16 protein-coding genes are annotated in these 18,149 nt (G+C 63.2%); 5 read left to right on the plus strand and 11 right to left on the minus strand.

Going from position 1 to position 18,149, the window contains the following annotated elements:
• Positions 1-84 precede the first annotated feature (84 nt).
• Genes EN994_RS01700 through EN994_RS01710 form a run of 3 tightly spaced genes read left to right on the plus strand, consistent with a single transcriptional unit; the run spans position 85 to position 2,693 of the window.
• Positions 85-681 (plus strand): dimethylamine monooxygenase subunit DmmA family protein, encoded by a 597-nt coding sequence (locus EN994_RS01700; protein WP_063167619.1) that lies wholly within the window; start codon positions 85-87, stop codon positions 679-681.
• Positions 678-1,643, plus strand: a complete 966-nt coding sequence (locus tag EN994_RS01705; RefSeq protein WP_063167620.1) for a PDR/VanB family oxidoreductase — start codon at positions 678-680, stop codon at positions 1,641-1,643. The genes EN994_RS01700 and EN994_RS01705 overlap by 4 nt, the downstream gene beginning before the upstream one ends.
• Before the next feature lie 9 nt (positions 1,644-1,652).
• Entirely contained in the window at positions 1,653-2,693 is a 1,041-nt protein-coding gene (locus EN994_RS01710; RefSeq protein WP_063167621.1) for a DUF3445 domain-containing protein, read from the plus strand.
• Positions 2,694-2,747: 54 nt separating this feature from the next.
• On the opposite strand, the gene EN994_RS01715 is transcribed toward EN994_RS01710, so the two are convergent.
• Positions 2,748-3,464: an XRE family transcriptional regulator gene (locus EN994_RS01715; RefSeq protein ID WP_013532893.1), complete on the minus strand. Its 717-nt coding sequence runs from the start codon at positions 3,462-3,464 to the stop codon at positions 2,748-2,750.
• 318 nt (positions 3,465-3,782) lie between these two features.
• Here EN994_RS01715 and EN994_RS01720 point away from each other — a divergent pair, with 318 nt between their 5' ends.
• Complete coding sequence (locus tag EN994_RS01720; RefSeq protein WP_127307379.1) at positions 3,783-5,141, plus strand: NAD(P)/FAD-dependent oxidoreductase; 1,359 nt, start codon at positions 3,783-3,785, stop codon at positions 5,139-5,141.
• A 13-nt stretch (positions 5,142-5,154) separates the two neighbouring features.
• Here the strand turns inward: EN994_RS01720 and EN994_RS01725 are convergent, their stop codons facing one another.
• From EN994_RS01725 to EN994_RS01755, 7 genes are all read right to left on the minus strand, one after another.
• Positions 5,155-5,532, minus strand: coding sequence for a GFA family protein (locus tag EN994_RS01725; RefSeq protein WP_063167622.1), 378 nt, complete (start codon positions 5,530-5,532; stop codon positions 5,155-5,157).
• Between the two features lie 29 nt (positions 5,533-5,561).
• Positions 5,562-7,544 (minus strand): ABC transporter permease subunit, encoded by a 1,983-nt coding sequence (locus EN994_RS01730; protein WP_063167623.1) that lies wholly within the window; start codon positions 7,542-7,544, stop codon positions 5,562-5,564.
• Positions 7,541-8,626: a glycine betaine/L-proline ABC transporter ATP-binding protein gene (locus EN994_RS01735; RefSeq protein ID WP_063167624.1), complete on the minus strand. Its 1,086-nt coding sequence runs from the start codon at positions 8,624-8,626 to the stop codon at positions 7,541-7,543. Before EN994_RS01735 ends, EN994_RS01730 begins: the two co-directional genes overlap by 4 nt.
• Positions 8,627-8,703: 77 nt before the next feature.
• Positions 8,704-9,678 (minus strand): ABC transporter substrate-binding protein, encoded by a 975-nt coding sequence (locus EN994_RS01740; RefSeq protein ID WP_027163833.1) that lies wholly within the window; start codon positions 9,676-9,678, stop codon positions 8,704-8,706.
• A gap of 419 nt (positions 9,679-10,097) precedes the next feature.
• The gene (locus EN994_RS01745; protein ID WP_013532887.1) at positions 10,098-10,862 is read right to left on the minus strand and encodes an SDR family oxidoreductase; all 765 of its coding nucleotides are present in this window, start codon (positions 10,860-10,862) and stop codon (positions 10,098-10,100) included.
• An 80-nt stretch (positions 10,863-10,942) separates the two neighbouring features.
• Positions 10,943-11,833: a DUF427 domain-containing protein gene (locus tag EN994_RS01750; protein WP_164745786.1), complete on the minus strand. Its 891-nt coding sequence runs from the start codon at positions 11,831-11,833 to the stop codon at positions 10,943-10,945.
• A complete protein-coding gene (locus EN994_RS01755) occupies positions 11,830-13,485 on the minus strand; it encodes an ABC transporter substrate-binding protein (RefSeq protein WP_063167626.1) in 1,656 nt (551 codons plus the stop codon). Before EN994_RS01755 ends, EN994_RS01750 begins: the two co-directional genes overlap by 4 nt.
• Positions 13,486-13,597: 112 nt before the next feature.
• On the opposite strand from EN994_RS01755, the gene EN994_RS01760 reads away from it, so the two are divergent.
• Complete coding sequence (locus EN994_RS01760; RefSeq protein ID WP_063170184.1) at positions 13,598-14,500, plus strand: LysR family transcriptional regulator; 903 nt, start codon at positions 13,598-13,600, stop codon at positions 14,498-14,500.
• 33 nt (positions 14,501-14,533) lie between these two features.
• Here the strand turns inward: EN994_RS01760 and EN994_RS01765 are convergent, their stop codons facing one another.
• The 3 genes from EN994_RS01765 to EN994_RS01775 form a co-directional block, all read right to left on the minus strand.
• Complete coding sequence (locus EN994_RS01765) at positions 14,534-16,564, minus strand: ABC transporter ATP-binding protein (RefSeq protein ID WP_063167627.1); 2,031 nt, start codon at positions 16,562-16,564, stop codon at positions 14,534-14,536.
• The gene (locus EN994_RS01770; RefSeq protein WP_027163828.1) at positions 16,557-17,435 is read right to left on the minus strand and encodes an ABC transporter permease; all 879 of its coding nucleotides are present in this window, start codon (positions 17,433-17,435) and stop codon (positions 16,557-16,559) included. The genes EN994_RS01765 and EN994_RS01770 overlap by 8 nt, the downstream gene beginning before the upstream one ends.
• A partial coding sequence (locus tag EN994_RS01775; RefSeq protein ID WP_164745785.1) for an ABC transporter permease occupies positions 17,432-18,149 on the minus strand: 718 nt, incomplete at its 5' end. The genes EN994_RS01775 and EN994_RS01770, both read right to left, overlap by 4 nt.

Below are 18,149 nucleotides of genomic sequence, written 5' to 3' on the forward strand. Positions count from 1 at the left end.
GTCCGGAATTGCGTCAAAGCAAAGAGATAGAGCGGTCCGCCGTTTCTATGAAACGGTGAAGCGCTCGAAGGCACGAAGACTTAAATGGCAGCCAAAAGCATCATCAGCCGGCCTGTTTACGGAACCTTGTCTCCGCAGCCCGGCAAGCATCATCTTTTTATCGCGGATGCGGAAGGGGCGCTGGCGATAGCGGAGATGGCCGGGAGGGCGCCGCCCGGGTTTTTCGACGACGCCGACATCGTCTTCATTCCCGGGCCTGACGGCAAACACACCGCAGCCCTCGAAGCGCTGAGACCGGTGCAGTTTCATCTGTCGCCATCCTTCGCCAGCCTGCTGCCACGGCTTAGGCAGACACTGGCAAATGCGCATATGGGCCTGCGCCTCTATCTCGCCGGCACTGAGGGCCTGATCGGCCAGGCGATGCAGGTGGCGCTTGAAGCCGGCATCGACCACACTTCGATCCAGACCGAGCACCGCGGTTCGCTGGCGCGGCGCATGCAATGCGTCCACTGCAAGGGCATCACCGAGAATGTGACGACGCAGCCGGCGACCTGCGCGCATTGCGGCCTGCTGCTTCTGGTGCGCGATCATTATTCCAGGCGCATCGCGGCGTTCCAGGGCGTCTGCATCAACGCCGAGGATCGCAGCGAGATTCCTCCGATGGAGGAGGTTTTCCGATGAGCGCCGGAACAACAAAACTCGATGTCGTGGTCAGCGACGTCGTCCCGGTCAACGACCTCGTCACCCGCTTCCATTTCCGCCGGCGCGACGGCGAGTTGCTGCCGACCTTTTCCGGCGGCGCCCATGTCGTGGTCGAGATGCGCGACGGCGAACGCACCAGGCTCAACCCCTATTCGCTGATGGGCTCGCCGCTCGACACGCGCGAATACACGATCTCGGTGCGCCGCGACGATGTCGGCCGCGGCGGCTCGCTGTTCATGCACCGGAACGTCAAGCCCGGCATGGAGATGGTGGTCAGCTATCCCGTCAATCTGTTCTCGCTCGACCTGCGCGCCAAAAAACATCTGATGCTGGCCGGCGGCATCGGCATCACGCCGTTCATGGCGCAGACCGCTCAGCTTGCGGCGGAAGGCGGCAATTTCGAACTGCACTACACCTGCCGCACCGCATCGCTCGGCACCTATGCCGATGTGCTGCGCGAGCGCTACGACCGACGGGTCAGGCTCTATCATGACGACCTTGACGAGCGCATCGAACTCGACCGGCTGCTGTCGACGCAGCCGCTCGGCACGCATCTCTATGTCTGCGGCCCGGCCGGCATGATCAACTGGGTGCGTGATCGCGCGGCAAGCCTCGGTTGGCCATCGGAAACCGTGCATTTCGAGCATTTCGCGGCCCCCCAGCCTGGCCTGCCTTTCGACGTGACGCTTGCCGTCAGCGGCAAGACGATCCGCGTCGATGAGCAGCAGAGCCTGCTGGAAGCGATCGAAGCGGCCGGCGTCGATCCGCCCTATCTCTGCCGCGGCGGCGTCTGCGGCCAGTGCGAAACCAACGTCATCTCTTGCGACGGCAAGTTCATCCACAACGACCACTGGCTGAGCGAGGAAGAGCACCGTTCGGGCAAGAAGATCATGCCGTGCGTGTCGCGCTTCGAGGGCCGGTCGCTGGTCCTGGAGCGCTAGGAGGAAATCATGGGCATCACCTTTCGCAAGGAAACGTTCCGCGACGACTTCACCTTCAGGAACAGCCCTGAGCACATCAGGCGCTTCCCGTTCCCTTTCCACGAAGACGCCTACATGTATGCGGTCAACATCGAGCCGCATGTCGTCGGGCCGAAAGGCAGCGTGCTGGAAAACCTGATCGACGTCGACGAGCACTATGTCGCCGAGATGCAGGACCGGGCGCTGGTGCTGGCCGAGGACCCGCTGCGCTGCCAGTCGCTGCCGCACATGACGCTGGCCGGCTGGGACCTGCTGGAACTGCTGATGGAGCAGCAGGCGCTGGGCTATCCCGAACATTTCACACTGACCCGCGACGGCGACCGCTGGCGCTGGATCAACCGGCCGCTCGGCATCGACGACACCTTCACCTTCGGCGACACCTCGACGCTGCCTTACGGCCCGATGGAGTACATCACCCGCCAGAGCCAGGGCGACTTCTGCATCCTCGACCAGCGCGACGGCAATCTGTGGATGGATGCCGGCATGGTCACCACCCAAGCCGACTGGTCGCTCGATTTCGACATCGGCATGAACTTTTTCGAATGGCACGCGCCGGTGCCGCTGGCGCATGAGAAGGGGATTTTTGTCAGGGCGCTGAAATTCCTCACCAACATCCAGCAAGGCAAGCCGGCCAGGCGCCTGAACTGGACGATGACCATCAATCCGCGCCTCGACACCAGCCCCGAAAACTATCACAAATGGGGTCCGGACCGGGCTACGGTGACGCCGGAGAATGTCGGCGACAAAGTGCATCTGCGCGTCGAGCTGCAGAGTTTTTGGCGCCTGCCGCGCTCGAACGGCATCGTCTTTCCGATCCGCTGCTATCTGATCAAGATGGATGAGCTGGTGACGCAACCAAAATGGGCCCGGCGCCTGCACCGTGTCATCCGCGACCTGCCCGACGAACTCGGCAACTACAAGGGCCTGACCCGATATAGGTCAACGTTGGTCGAGTGGCTGTCGAAGCTCGACGACGGCAGCCCGACGAGCCCTGGGTTCGGGCCGGATTGAGCGACGCCCGCGAAGCTGCCGATCTCCCCCTCGTGGGGGGAGATCGAGTCCCGCTCAACCCGCGCTCTGCGGATAGCAGATAATCGACAAATACCGCATCGGCAGTTTCGTCAGCTGTTCCGGCCCGTGCGGCGCGTCGGCGTCGAAGAACAGGCTGTCGCCGGGCTTCATCGGGTAGAGATTGCTGCCGTGCCGGTAAACGACCTCGCCCTCGAGCATATAGAGGAATTCCATGCCCTCATGCTGGAAGGTCGGAAACACGTCGGAATCCTCGGTCAGCGTGATCAAATAGGGCTCGACGACGACGCCGCTGGTGTTGGAGCCGATATGGCCGAGCAGATTGTACTGGTGACCGGCGCGCGTGCCGCGGCGCTCGACATCGAGGCCTTGGCCGGCCTTGACGAAAACGGCGCTGCGCTCTTCCTCGAAGCGGCGGAAGAAGGCTGTCACCGGGACGCCGAGCGCCCGCGACAGCGCCTGCAAGGTGGTCAGTGACGGGGAGGTGATGCCATTCTCGATCTTCGACAGCATGCCCAGCGAAATGTCGGTGGCGACCGCCAGATCGGCGACGGTGATGCCGAGCTTCTTGCGGAAGGCGCGCACCTCGCGGCCGATCGCCACCTCCAGCACCTTTTCGCGCGTGTCGCGAATGGCATGCGGGTTCTGCGTCAGCGGCGCGCGGATGGTTTTCCCGTCGGCCGAGACCTTTGGCTGCGGCTTGGCCTTTGCACCGGCTGGACCAGCCTTGGAATCGGAAACCTTCTTCGCCATGTCGCCCCCGGCACTCCTGCGGATTTATTTCACTCTAGGTGAACATGTCAGGTGCCGATACAGCAGCGCAACTGCGACGGCAAGTCGCCTGAAAGCACATGCGCACGATCCGGCGTTTGGCCGCGTCCGGTTTTTTGCGGGAAATCCACATCGGCGGAACGTTGTTTCCGCACCGGGCTGTTGACAGCACGAAAGGGCCAATTACTGTCCCTGTGAGTGAAATTTGTTTCGTAAGAGCAATTCCGGAAAAAGCGCATAGCGCTTTCCCCTTGGGAGTTGCGTCAAGGCAAAAGTCGAAACCAGATCGGGAGGCCTGCCATGAAAAGTCGCGTTGCCGTCATCGGAGCCGGCCCATCCGGCCTGGCACAGCTCAGGGCCTTCAAATCGGCGGCCGACAAGGGCGCCGACATTCCCGAGATCGTCTGCTTCGAAAAGCAGACGGACTGGGGCGGCCTGTGGAACTACACCTGGCGCACCGGTCTCGACGAGCATGGCGATCCGGTGCACGGTTCCATGTATCGCTATCTCTGGTCGAACGGACCAAAGGAATGCCTGGAATTCGCCGACTATACTTTCGAGGAGCACTTCGGCCGGCCGATCGGCTCCTATCCGCCGCGCGCCGTGCTGTGGGACTACATCAAGGGGCGCGTCGAGAAATCAGGCTTGCGCAAATGGGTGCGCTTCAACAGCCCGGTGCGCATGGTGACGTTTTCGGACGAGACGAAGAAATTCACCGTCACCGCGCATGACCGCACCAACGACGTCACCTACTCGGAAGAGTTCGACAATGTCGTCGTCGCCTCCGGGCATTTCTCGGTACCCAACGTGCCCTATTTCGAGGGTTTCTCCACCTTCAATGGCCGCATCCTGCACAGCCATGATTTCCGCGACGCGATGGAGTTCAAGGGCAAGGATATCCTGATCATCGGCCGCTCCTATTCGGCCGAGGACATCGGCTCGCAATGCTACAAATACGGCGCCAAATCCATCACCTCCAGCTACCGCTCGAAGCCGATGGGTTTCAAATGGCCGGAGAATTGGAAAGAGGTGCCGCTGCTGCAGAAGGTCGTCGGCAAAACCGCGCATTTCAAGGATGGCACGACCAAGGATGTCGACGCCATCATCCTGTGCACCGGGTACCTGCATTCCTTCCCCTTCCTGACCGACGATCTGAAGCTCAAGACAGCCAACCGCATGTGGCCGCTCGATCTCTATGAAGGCGTCGTCTGGGAGAAGAACCCACAGCTTTCCTATATCGGCATGCAGGATCAGTTCTACACCTTCAATATGTTCGACGCGCAGGCCTGGTTTGCCCGCGACGTCATCATGGGCCGCATCAAGCTGCCCTCGGCCGAGGCGATGGCCGCTCACGGCGCGAAGTGGCGCGCGCGTGAGGAAACGCTGGAAGACGCCGAGCAGATGATCTGGTTCCAGGGCGACTACACCAAGGAATTGATGGACCAGACCGATTATCCCGGTTTCGACGTCGAGGCGGTCAACCAGACCTTCATGGAATGGGAACACCACAAGGGCGAAGACATTATGAGCTTCCGCGACCACGCCTACCGCTCGCTGATGACCGGCACCATGGCGCCGCTGCATCATACGCCGTGGCTGCAGGCGCTCGATGATTCGATGGAGAGCTATCTTGAGGTGAAGGGCGTTGCGGCGGAATAACGAGTGGGCGCCGTCAGGCCGGCGCCTCGACCCAACCGTGGCGACTCTCGCCATAGACAGACTGCGTCGGCGCCGGAAATGCCGGGTCTCCGAAGCAGCCGACTGCGACGGCTACCGCCGCCGGTTTTCGTGACGGATACCAGAAGACCGTTGAGCCGCACGTTCCGCAGAAATGAAAGGTGACGGGAAAGCCGCTGTCGGAATCGCGTTGGAATGTCTGGAATGAGCCGCTGATCTCGGTCTCGGCGGCATCGAAGAAAGCGGCGATCCCGAACGGAGTGCCGGTCCGCCGCTGACAGTCCAGGCAATGGCAAAGCGAGACCTTGGCCGGCTCTTGCGGGCAGCGGATCTGCAATTGGCCGCAGGTGCAGTGAGCGATCCGGCCAGTCATCATTCTCTCCTGTATCGGGGCGGCTAATCCTAACCCAGCCTTGCGCGCGCCTTCGCCGTCCAGGCGTTGAACAGCCGGTCGGCGACGATGCCGATGAAGGCGATGGCGAGACCGGCGACGATGCCGCGGCCGGAATCGGCCTTGGACAGCGCGATGAACACTTCCTGGCCGAGATCGCGGGTGCCGACCATGGCGCAGATGATGATCATTGCCAGCGCCATCAGGATCGTCTGGTTGACGCCCAGCATGATTTCCGGCAGCGCCAGCGGCAGTTGCACGCGAAAGAAGGTCTGGCGCGGCGTGCAGCCCGACACCTTGGCCGCCTCGATCAGCGCCGGCGGCACCTGCCTGATGCCGTGATTGGTGTAGCGGATCGCCGGCACCACGGCGAAGGCGATCGTCGCGATCATCGCGGTGACGTCGCCGACCCGAAACAGCATCACCACCGGGATGATGAAGCAGAAGGATGGCAGCACCTGCAGCGTATCGATGACCGGCGTGACGATCTTCTCGAACCGGTCGCTGCGCGAAGCCATCAGCCCGATCGGGATGCCGATCAGGCAGGCGATGAAGGCCGAAATACCGCAGAGATAGACCGTCGCCATGGTCTTTTCCCACAGGCCGGTGATGGCGCAGAAGGCGGTCAGCGCGGCGACGAGGACGGCGAGACGCAGGCCGGAGAGTTGATAGCCGGCAAGGCCGAGCAGGAAGACGGCGCCGAGCCACGGAAAGCCCTCGCAAAAGGCGCGCAGCGGGTTCAGCAGATTGAGGATGAGCGCCACGCGAAACGCTTCGATCGTGTCGAAGAAATTGATGGTCACCCAGTTCACCGCCGCCTTCCACAGCGGCGCCGTGGTGAAAGTGATCGCTTTCGGCACCACTGCCAAGGCCGGCACGAACAGACCGGACAGTGTTGTCACGACAAGGATGGCGATGGCCAGCGTCAGGTTGGGGTAGCGCCGCCAGAGGCTCGGGCTTACCTCCTGATGGACATGGCCCTTTGCTTGGCTGTGCGCGATGGCCTGGCTCAGCCGGTCGAGTGCGATGGCGAGTGCCACAATGGCAAGGCCGGCTTCCATCGCCTCGCCGACCTTCAGCGCGCGTAGCGCCAGGAGCACGTCGTAGCCGAGGCCGCCGGCACCGATCATCGAAGCGATGATCACCATGTTCAGCGCCAGCATGATGACCTGGTTGACGCCGACCATCAATGTCGGCCGCGCCGACGGCAGCAGCACCCGCCACAGTTTCTGCTGCGCCGTGCAGCCGGCCATTTCGCTGAAATCGTCGATCTCCGACGGCACCCGCGATAGGCCGAGCATCGTTGCTCGCACCATCGGCGGGGTGGCGAAGATGGCGGTCGCAATCATCGCCGAGACTGGGCTGTTGCCGAACAGCAGCAGCATTGGGATGAGATAGGCGAAGGTCGGGATCGTCTGCATCAGGTCGAGGGCAGGGGAGACGATGAGCCTTTCGGCCCACGGCTTGCGCCACGCCCAGATGCCGGCGAACAGCCCGGTGACGATGCAGAACGGCACGGCGATGGAGATCAGCCCAAGCGTCAGCATGGCGCTGGTCCATTGGCCGAACAGCGCGATGTAGAGGAAGCAGCCGCCGACCAGCAGGCCGAGTTTTCTGCCGCCGGCGGCATGCCCCGCGATGAAGGCGGCAGCGCAGACGCCGACCCAGGACAGCCGCGGCAGGACATAGGCTTCTGCGCCCCGACCGATCTTGAAATTCTTGGCCAGCAGATTGAGCGCGAAATCGAGCGGAACGCCGAGCACCGCGGTGATCGAGCGGGTGAGCCACGACAGGTTCGACTTGATCCAGCGCATCAGCGCGCTGACCCAATCGGCGACCGGCACGACGGCGCTGGCCGGATAATTGACCGCCCAGGACAGGCGGTCTCGCAACAGGAACACGACAAGCACGGCCGCGAGTGCCACCGCCCAGACGAGCAGCCAGACCTGAACCGGGCGCGACCGTGTTTCGCCGGCGCTTGCCGTCACCGTCATGTGCCGGCTCCGGAACGCTCAATGCCGGCCAGCAGATCGATCACCGCTTGCGGCGTCACCTCGCCGATCGGCTTGCCGCTGCCGTTGACGACCGCGAACGGCTTGTTGGCGGCAACGATGCTGGCGGAAAAGCTGGATATCTTGGCCTCCGGCGCCACCGTTCCGCCGTGCTCCGAGCCGTCGCAGGCGCGCATCAGGCTGCGTGCCGAGATCACCTTGGCGCGGTCGACGTCGCGGGTGAACTCGGCGACGTAGTCGGTCGCCGGATTGACCACCAGTTCCTCCGGCGTGCCGATCTGGATGACCTCGCCATCCTTCATGATGGCGATGCGGTCGGCCAGCCGGATGGCCTCGTCGAAATCATGGGTGATGAAGACGATGGTCTTGTGCAGCATCATCTGCAACCGCATCAGCTCGTCCTGCATCTCGCGGCGGATCAGCGGATCGAGCGCCGAGAACGGCTCGTCGAGGAACCAGATTTCCGGTTTTGTCGCCAGGCTGCGGGCGATGCCGACACGCTGCTGCTGGCCGCCGGACAGTTCGCGCGGATAGAAATGCTCGCGACCCCTTAAGCCGACAAGCTCGATGACCTCGCGCGCCCTTGCTTCGCGTGTCGCCCGGTCCTGCCCCTGGATGCTGAGCGGGAAGGCGATGTTCTCCAGCACGTTGAGATGCGGCAACAGCGCAAAATTTTGGAACACCATGCCCATGCGGTGTCGTCGCAATTCGATGAGTGCTGCATCGGAGGTTTTCAGCAGGTCATTGCCCTCGAATTCGACCTTGCCGTGGGTCGGCTCGACCAGCCTCGACATGCAGCGCACCAGCGTCGACTTGCCGGAGCCCGACAGGCCCATGATGATGAAAATCTCGCCCTGGCGGATTTCGAGGTCGACGGCGCGCACCGCGCCGACCAGCCCGGCAGCCGTGACGTCGGCTATGCTGGCCTTGCCGTCACGTTCGCGGATGAAATTGGCCGCGTTCGATCCGAACAATTTCCAGACATTGCGGCAGGCAAGCTTTACCGGACGGGCGTCTTTTGGCGCGCCCGCCGTGTTTGGCTCCTGTTCAGTCCTGTCCGTCATTCGAACGTCCCTCTGGAATATCAACAAGTGAGGCCCGGCTGGTCAGCAGCCGGGTCTCATTTTTCCAGTCGGAACGATCACTGCGCCCAGGCTTTCCAGTCGGCCTCGTGGGCGGCGATCCAGGCAGCTGCGACGTCCTCCGGTGTCTTGCCGCCGAGATCGATCTCGCCGCTCATCTTGTTGAGCTCATCGGTGTCGATCGTGTAGGCCTTGGCCACCTTGTAGGCGACCGGCCATTTGTCCTTCATGCCGGACCAGGAGTATTTCCAGATCTCGCCATGCGGCTTGCCGCAGTCATATTTGGCGTCGGGGTTCACGCCCCATTTCGGGTCGTTGTAGCACTCGGGCGTGTATTCCGGGAATTCAACCCACTCGCCCTTGTATTTGGCAGGCGCCCAATGCGGCGAATAGATCCACAGCATGATCGGCGCCTTGCGCTGATAGGCGGAATCGAGCTCGGCGAACATCGCCGCGTCGGTGCCGGCATGGATGACGGTGAAGGGCAGTTTCAGCGCCTCGACGCGCTCGTCGTCAAAGCCTTCCCATGTCACCGGGCCGCCGAGATAGCGTCCCTTCGGTGCGGTCTCCGCCGTCGAGAAGGCTTCGGCGCATTTCGGGTCCTTCAGCGCTTCCCAATTGGGCAGGCCCGGGCATTTCTCCTTCATGTATTCCGGAAACCACCATTCTTCCTTGGCCTTGGGTCCGAGCTTACCCAGCCGTTCGGTCTGGCCGGTCGCATCGGAGGCCTTCATGGCTTCGCCGGCGGTCGTGTCCCAGAACTCCAGGCCGACATCAAGATCGCCATTGGTGAGGCCCGTGGTCAGGCTGGAGAGGTAGTCGGCCGTGGGATACTCGACGGTATAGCCGAGCTTTTCCAGGATACCGCCAAGGATCTTGGCGTTCAGATTGACGCTGGTCCAGTCGAACAGCGCGATCTTGATCGGATCGTTGGATTCTGGTGCGGCGGCTTGGGCGGAAGGTGTCAGTGCACTCGCCGCGGCGAGTGCGAAGGTTCCCATTGTTAAGTTCGAAATCACACTGCGAAGTGACATGCTTGTTCTCCTTCAAGCTGTGAAAATTATCGTTCGTTCCCTTCTTGCGGCTTTTCTTGATTGTGTTGGAAAGGCTGGTCTTTGCGCAAGGCCGTCGGCGCCAGATTATTGCCCCGGCTTTGGCCGACGCAGGCAAGATGGTGCTCAATTCTAGTGATGATGGAACAGGACTGCAGTGTCGGCGTCATGGTTGCCGACGGATCGCTGCGGGGGCGGTCATCTGCGGATCGATTGCCAGTCTTGCGGCGCCTTGCAAGGTGCGAGCCATCAAGGTCTCATGTTCTCGGCTGTCGACCCGGCAAGCGCCATCTCGCCAAGCCAGTTTCATGGGATGAAATTATATATATCAAGGTTCATGTCGCGCAACGACTAACACCGCGCGAGGCGTATAAATTCAGACTGCAGGCGAAGTTGAACCTCTACCAGCAGACGTAGCCGCCATCGACAATCAGGTCGAGGCCGGTGACGAAGCTCGCTGCGCGGCTGGCCAGGAACACCGTCGGTCCGACCATTTCCTCCGGCGCCGCCATCCGCCCCATCGGCGTGTCGCGCTTGAAGATCTTCACCTCTTCGGCCACCTCAGGCCGCTTGTTCATCGGCGTCAGTGTGTAGCCCGGGCTGACGACATTGACGCGCAGGCCGCGATCGGCCCACTCCATAGCGAGACTCCTGGACATGTGGATGACGGCGGCCTTCGAAGAATTGTAGTGCGCCTGCGTCAGGCCCCGGTTGACGATGGTGCCCGACATCGAGGCGATGTTGATGATCGAGCCCTTGCCTCGCACCAGCATCTTGCGCGCTTCGGCCTGACAGGACAGGAACACGCCGGCGACATTGACCTCGTGCACCTTCTGCCACGTCTCCAGCGGCATCGTCTCGGCGGGTTCGGAGCCGGCAATGCCGGCATTGTTGACCGCAACGGTCAGCGCACCGAGTTCGCTCTCGACTCGATCGATCGCCGCCGCCAGATCGCTCTGCGATGTCACTGTACCGTTCAGCACCAGCGCCTTGCGGCCGAGTGCCGTGATCCGGTGCGCCGTTTCATCCAGCCCGCCTTTCGACGCATGACCAAAACAGGCGATGTCGGCGCCTGCCTCGGCCAGCCCGATCGCGATGGCCTGGCCGATGCCGCTGCCGGCGCCGGTGACCAGCGCGACATCGCCATCCAGCTTGAAAAGATCCATCGAGTGTCCTCCCTGTCCCAGGGAGGGTATGCGCTGACCCGTGCTTCGATCAAGCGCCCGCGCGCAAGCGGCGTCGATGCCTAGAAATAACCGCTCGACGCGGCCGTGGCTTCCTTCGGGATTTCGACGCCATCGACCAGGATCTTGTCGACCAGCTCGTGGTGGAAACAGACCAGCCCCTTGATGCGCTCCGCCTCGTGCACCGGCTCAGGATAATACCAGACGAGGTTCTCGTGACGCTTGGCCTTGGTCGTCACGTGATAATAGTTGGAGATGCCCTTGTAAGGACAGCGCGAGATGTAGCGGCTGGGCGCGAACATATCGAGCCGCGTGTCGGCGATTGGCAGATAGTGGCGCACTGGATGGCCGGTCTCGAACAGGAACACGCCGCGGCGTGAATCGGCGACCTGCTCACCATCGAGGATGACCTGCACGCGCCGCGACGACGGCAGGCAGTCGACGCGGCGGAAGGGATCGCGGGCGTGGACAAAGATCTCCTCGTCCTCCTCGAACCAGTGCCCCATCTTGCTCCAGGTGAACGACATGTAGTCCGATATCGGCGGACAGCCCTTGACCGGATCGAGATAGCGCCAGGCCGCGTCCTCGACCAGCGTGATGCCGGTGTTGAGCGAATAGTGGGTGGCTGTGCCCTTGAATGGGTCCTCTGTCGTGGTCTTGCTCGGCAGCAGGAACTCCTCGCGAACGTCGCCGATCGGAAAATAGTAGACCGGCAGATGATCGGATTCGTAGAACACCAAGGCGTTGGTCGTATCGGCCACGGTCATTGACCCCACCTGCACACGCAGGCGCTTCTGCGTCGGCATGGTGAAGGCTATGTAGCCCGGCTCGAAGTCGTACTGCACGATGCTGTCGAGCAGCGGAAAATGCGGCCCGCGGCCGCGCAGATGAGGCTTGCGAATGGTAGTCTCCCGTTTAGTTTCTTTTGTCATCGGGCGTTGAGGCACGATCAGCTCAGGGACACGCGATCGAGCAGCAGGCCGGCGGCGATCGGCGGCAAGCCGCTGACATTCTTGCGCACCGGCACCAGCAGATCGGGAAAATAGCTGAAGATGACAGGCGTCTCGTCGAGCAGCAGTTTCTGGATGTCGGAGGCGGCAGCGCGTTGCGCGCCGACATCAAGCGCCTTGAGATAGCTGGTGACCATGCCGTCATAGGCCGGGCTCTTGAAATGCGCCGCATTCCACGGACCGTCGCTGACCAGCGGGCTCTTCAGGAAGACGTTCGGCACGCTGCGATGGGCGTAGTCGGTGATGCCAAGTGGGCTGTCCAGCCAGTCCGACTGGCCGAACACCGCCTTGCCGTAATATTTGTCCTGGTCTTCGATGTTGAGCGAGATGCGGGCACCGATTCCCTTGGCGAAATTCTGGAACAATTGCGCGTAGCGGGGAATGTCGGAATAGCGCAGCGTCGTTAGCGTGATGTCGAAACCACTGGCAAGGCCCGCCGCCTCCAGCAACTGCTTGGCCTTGGCGATATCCTGGACGCGCTGCGGCACCGTCTTGTCGGTTGCGGGGAAAGCGGGTGCGAAGGGGCTGTCATTGCCGGTCGCCGCCATGCCGCGGCACAGCCCGTCGACCAGCTTGGAGCGGTCGATGCACAGCGCCAGCGCCTGGCGCACGCGCTTGTCGGTGAAGGGGCCGGTGTCGCAGCGCATGTGAAGCTGCCGGTGCGCGGTCGAAGCGACACGCAGCACCGTGATATCAGGACTGTTCAGCACCACCTGGCTTACATCGAGCGGAACGGCGTCGAGGATGTCGACCTCGCCGGCCTGCAGCGCCAGGATGCGCGGTTGCACGTCGCCGTAGAATTTGAATTCGAGCCGGTCAGGCAGCGCCTTCTCGCCCCAATAGTCGGTATTGCGGATGAAGGTCGCGCCGACCTTTGGCGTGTAGGTCTCCAGCCGGAATGGCCCGGTTCCTTCGAACGTCTTTTCGTAGTCGCCCTTGTAGCTCGCCGGCAGGATGACGGCGTTGTAATTGTCGATCGACACCGAATAGGGAAAGCTGCCATTCGGCGCATCGAGATGGAAGGCGACGGTGTGGTCGTCGACCTTCCGGGTGCCGCCTTTCGACAGCAGCCCCTTGAACACGGAAAGTGCATTAGAAGCGCCTTTGGGGTCGGCCAGCCGGTCGAAGGTCGCGACGACGTCGTCGGCCTTGAAATCCTCGCCATTGTGGAATTTCACGCCCTTGCGCAGCTTGAACGTCCAGACGCTGCCGTCCTCGTTCGGCGCCCAGCTCTCCGCCAGCACCGGCTTCAAGGTGAGGTCCGGCTGCGTGATGCAGAGAAATTCGGCGGTCTGGAAAACCAGCTGGTAGCTGCCGCTGTCATAATAGGTGACGGGATCGATGGCGCCGCCCGGCGTCGCCACGCCGGCGCGCACCGTGCCGCCCGGCTTGCCCTCCGCGCGTGCTTGCTGCGTGCCGAGGCCGGCGGCCGCGACAAGGCTGCCCAGGAACGGCAGTGAGAGACCAAGCACGCTGCCATGGCGCAGGAAGTCGCGGCGGTCCATCCTGCCGGCCAGCAATTCGTCGACAGCGGAATTTTCGATTGCAGTGAGCGTTCTGCGAGCGTTGTCGATCATCCGGAAATGCTTGGGCATGGCTGGATTCCTCGCGTGTCTTGGGGTTCGGCCATCTAGTTCATTGTTGACTGCCGCCGGAAAGCGATATTTTTTGATAGGGGTCATCGAAATTTTCGATGCAGAGGTGGGCATGGACACTGAAAATCTGCGCAGCTTTCTCGAAGTCGCCACCCATGGCAGCTTCACCGTCGCAGCCAGCCGGCTCAACCTCGCGCAGTCCACCGTCAGCGCACGGATCAGGGGGCTGGAGGAGCAGTTGGGCCGCCGGCTTTTCGTGCGCGACCGCGATGGCGTCACGCTGACGCCGGCCGGCCGGCAGTTCCTGCCACATGCCTCTTCCATCACCCGCACCTGGGAGCAATCGCGGCAGGACATCGCCGTTCCCGATGGCTACGAGACCTTGCTGCGGCTGACCGCGCCTGCCTATCTGTGGGACCGCATCACCTCGCCATGGGTCGAGTGGATGCGCGCCAGGCGGCCGAACGTGGCGCTGCGGCTGGAGGGCAGCTTCCCGGACTCGGCGATCGACCAGCTGGCGGAAGGCCTGCTCGACATCTGCATCCTCTACCTGCCGCGACCGCATCCCGGCATCGTCTACGAAACGCTGGCGGTCGATCAGGTCGTGCTTGTCCAGCATGCCGCGCAGACCAGGCCGTGGACCGAAAACTACATTCTGATGGATTGGGGGCTGGAGTTCCGCATCGAGCACGACCGCGCCTTTGCCGGCATGGTCAAGCCCGCCATATCGGCCGGACTGGTCTTCATCGGGCTGCAGCACGTGCTGTCACAGCAGGCCGCCGCCTATCTGCCGCTCAGCGCCGTCAGCGGTCATATCGAGCGCGGCGAGATGCGGCGCATCGACAATACGCCGGTGTTCCAGCGGCCGATCTACCTCGCCTATCCCTCGAACCCCGCCTCGTCGGATGTTCTGGATGTCGCGCTCACAGGCCTGCGCACGCTGGCCAGAGACTGGGCCGAAGGGCAGGGCTTTTCGGAAGGCGACCGTGCTCTCAGCATGGCCGGCCAGATCTGACCGGCCAAGCCACGCGGGTGATGGTGACGCTCGCTATGCCGGCTCGGTCACGGCCGCTCTCTGCAGCCTGGCCAGTTCGGCATATGGAATGTGGCAGCGGATCGAATGGCCGGGCTGGGCCTCGCTCAGCGGCGGCTCCTGCTGTTCGCAGATCGGACCGATCTTGCGCGGGCAGCGCGTGTGGAACACGCAGCCCGACGGCGGATTGGTGGCGCTCGGGATTTCGCCGTCGAGACGAATGCGCGCCGTCTCGGTCTGGTCGAGTTTGGGCACGGCCGACAGCAGCGCTTCTGTGTAGGGATGATGCGGCCCGGAAAAGACTTGCTCCGACGGTCCGAGCTCCATGATGCGGCCGAGATAGAGCACGGCGATCTTGTCGGAGAGGTAACGCACCACGGCCAGATCATGCGAGATGAAGATGTAGCTGACGTCTTCCTTCGACTGCAGGTCGGCGAGCAGATTGAGGATGGCCGCCTGCACCGAGACGTCGAGCGCCGAGGTCGGCTCGTCGCAGACGACGATGCGCGGGACGCCGGCGAAGGCGCGGGCGATGGCGACGCGCTGCTTCAGGCCGCCGGACAGTTGGCGCGGTTTTACAGCCAGATGCCGGTCCGTAAGCCGCACCGAGCGGACAAGGTCGTTGAGACGAGCCTCCAGCGCCTTGCCGGAGAGGCCCGCCAGCCGCTTTAGCGCGCGTCCGATCAGATGCCGGATCGAATGCGATCGGTTGAGTGCGGAGTCCGGGTTCTGGAAGACGATCTGCATCGCCTTGATCTGGTCGTCGCTGCGGTTCTCCAGCCTGGGCGCCAGCGCCTTGCCTTCCAGCTCGATCGTGCCGCCTGCGTCCGGCGGCACAAGGCCGAGCAGCAGCCTGGCGAAGGTCGTTTTGCCGCTGCCGGATTCGCCGACCAGCCCGAGCGTTTCGCCAGGCCGCAGGTCGAGGGACACGTCCTTCACGGCGCGCAGTGCATGGCCATGGCTGGCATAGGTCTTGTTCAGCCCGGTGACGCGCAGCACCGGCGCTGCCGCCGCCCTTGGTACAGGCGCCACATCGCTCGGTGTCGCACGCGGCAGCGCCTGCGCCTTGTCGTGATGAAAGCAGCGCGACAGCCGGCCGCCCAGATCGTAGAGCGGTGGCAATTCGCTGCGGCAGCGGTCGTCGGCGAGCGCGCAGCGATCGGCGAAGGCGCAGCCCTTGATGTCGACCCCGATGCCGGGAAGGAAGCCGGGAATGGTATCGAGGCGGCCCTGGTCCTTGCGCTGGCCCCCGCGCGGCAGGCAGCGCAGCAAGGCTACGGTGTAGGGATGGCGCGGGTCGTTGAAGACGACCTCCGTCGGCCCTTCCTCGACCAGCATGCCGGCATAGAGCACGCCGACGCGGTCGCACATGTTGGAGACGACGGCGAGGTTGTGGCTGATAAACAGGATCGAGGCCGACAGTTCTTGCCGCAGCTGTGCGATCAGGTCGAGCACTTCGGCCTCTACCGTCGCATCGAGGCCGGTGGTCGGCTCGTCGAGGATCAGCATCGAGGGATCGTTGGCCAGCGCCATGGCGATCGCCACGCGTTGCTGCATGCCGCCGGAAAGCTGGTGCGGGTAGCGCTGCATCACGCTCATCGGATCGGAGATGCGCACGCGATTGAGCATCGCAATCGCCCGGTCGGTGGCCGCTTGTCCCGAAATACCGCCGAGTTCAAAAATCTCGGTCAACTGACGGCCGACGCGGATCGACGGGTTCAGCGCCTTGCCCGGGTCCTGATAGACCATGGAGACGCTTTCGGCCCGCGCCCGCCTGAGCGCCTCGGCGTCGAGTTTCATCACGTTCTGGCCGTCGAGCGATATCGTGCCGCCGGTGATAGAACCGTTTCTCGGCAGATAGCGCACCACCGTAAGCGCCACGGTGGATTTGCCGCAGCCGGATTCGCCGACCAGCCCATAGGCTTCGCCCTGGCCGATGGTGAGGCTGAGGTTACGCAGCACGGCGCGGTTGCGGCCGGCGACGCGGTAGGCAACCGAAAGATCGGTGACTTCGAGTGCGTTTTCGGCCTTGGCGGAGTTAGTCATTGAGCGCTCCGTGAACGCCGTCGGCGGCCAGATTGACGCCGATGACCAGCGAGGCGATGGCGAGCGCATCGAACAGCACCGTCCACCAGAAGCCGCCGCCGATCATGCCGTAATTGTTGGAGATCGACAGCCCCCAGTCGGGAGAGGGCGGCTGGATGCCGAAACCCATGAAGGAGAGCGTGGCGACGGCGAAGATGGCATAGCCGAGCCGCACAGTGGTTTCGACCAGGATCGGCGGAATGACGTTGGGCAGGATCTCGACGAACATCGTATGCAGGGCACTTTCATGCCTTAGCTGCGCGGCAGCGACATAGTCGAGTTCACGCTCGGCCAGCACCGCGGAGCGCACGGTGCGCGCGATGATCGGCGCGAAGCTTAAGCCGATGACAACGATGACCGTCGTCTTCGAGGTACCGAGCGCAACGATCGCCAGCAACGCAACGATGACCACCGGGATCGCCATGAAGGCTTCCAGGATTCGGCTGACGACATCGTCGACGAGGCCGCGAAAATAGCCGGTGACGAGGCCGAGCGCCGTGCCGGCCACTGTCGCCAGCAAGGTCGCCAGCGGGGCGACGGTCAGGATGTCGCGCGAGCCGACGATGACGCGCGAGAAGACGTCGCGGCCGATCTGGTCGGTGCCGAACCAGTGTTCGGAAGAAGGCGGCGCCAGCGCGTTGATGATGTCGTCGGCGAGCGGGTCGTAGGGTGCGAAGTGCTCGCCGAACAGCGCGCAGGCAACCCAGAACAGCACGATGGCGAAACCGACAAGGAATGTTCGCGAGCGCAGCAGCGAGAAGAAGACCTCGGCCAGCGGGCCGCGCGGGCGCGTGTCGTCGGGTGTCGAGGAGGTGGTCTGGATGGTGCTCATTGGTCTGACCCCAGCCGGATGCGCGGATTGAGCACGGAATAGAGGAAGTCGGCGACAAGAGTGGCCACGGCATAGACGATGCCGATGGTGAGGATGCCGGATTCCAGCATCGGGAAATCCTTGCCGCGCGCGGCAGTGAAGATCAGCGAGCCGATGCCCTGGTAGCGAAACAGCGTTTCGATGACGACAAGGCCGCCGATGAGGTAGCCGGTCTGCGTGGCGATAACGGTGATGGTCGGCAGCAGCGCATTGCGCAGCACATGGCGCCAGATCACCGTGCGCCAGGGCAGGCCCTTCAGCACGGCCGTTCGCGTGTAGTCGGAATCGAGCGCTTCGATCATGCCGGAGCGCGCCATGCGGGCGATGTAGCCGAATAGCACCAGGAACAGCGGCAGCGACGGCAGGATCAGGTAGTAGAGCTGCGTGAAGAAGCCGGCGTCGCGCGGCCATGCGGCCGATATCGGCAGCCAGCGCAGCCAGACACCAAAGATCAGGATCAGGATGATGCCGGTGACGAATTCCGGCAGCACCGTCACCGACAGACCGCCGAGGCTGATGATGCGGTCGAGCGGGCGGTTGAGGTTGAGCGCGGCGACGACGCCGCCGAGGATGCCGATCGGTACCACCAGCACGAAGGCGACCGCCGCCAGCTTCATCGAATTGCCGAGCGCATCGATGACGAAAGGCGCGACCGGCGAGCGGAAGATGTAGGAC

This window comes from Mesorhizobium sp. M7A.F.Ca.CA.002.09.1.1, assembly GCF_003998555.1.
Taxonomy (GTDB): Bacteria; Pseudomonadota; Alphaproteobacteria; order Rhizobiales; family Rhizobiaceae; genus Mesorhizobium; species Mesorhizobium ciceri.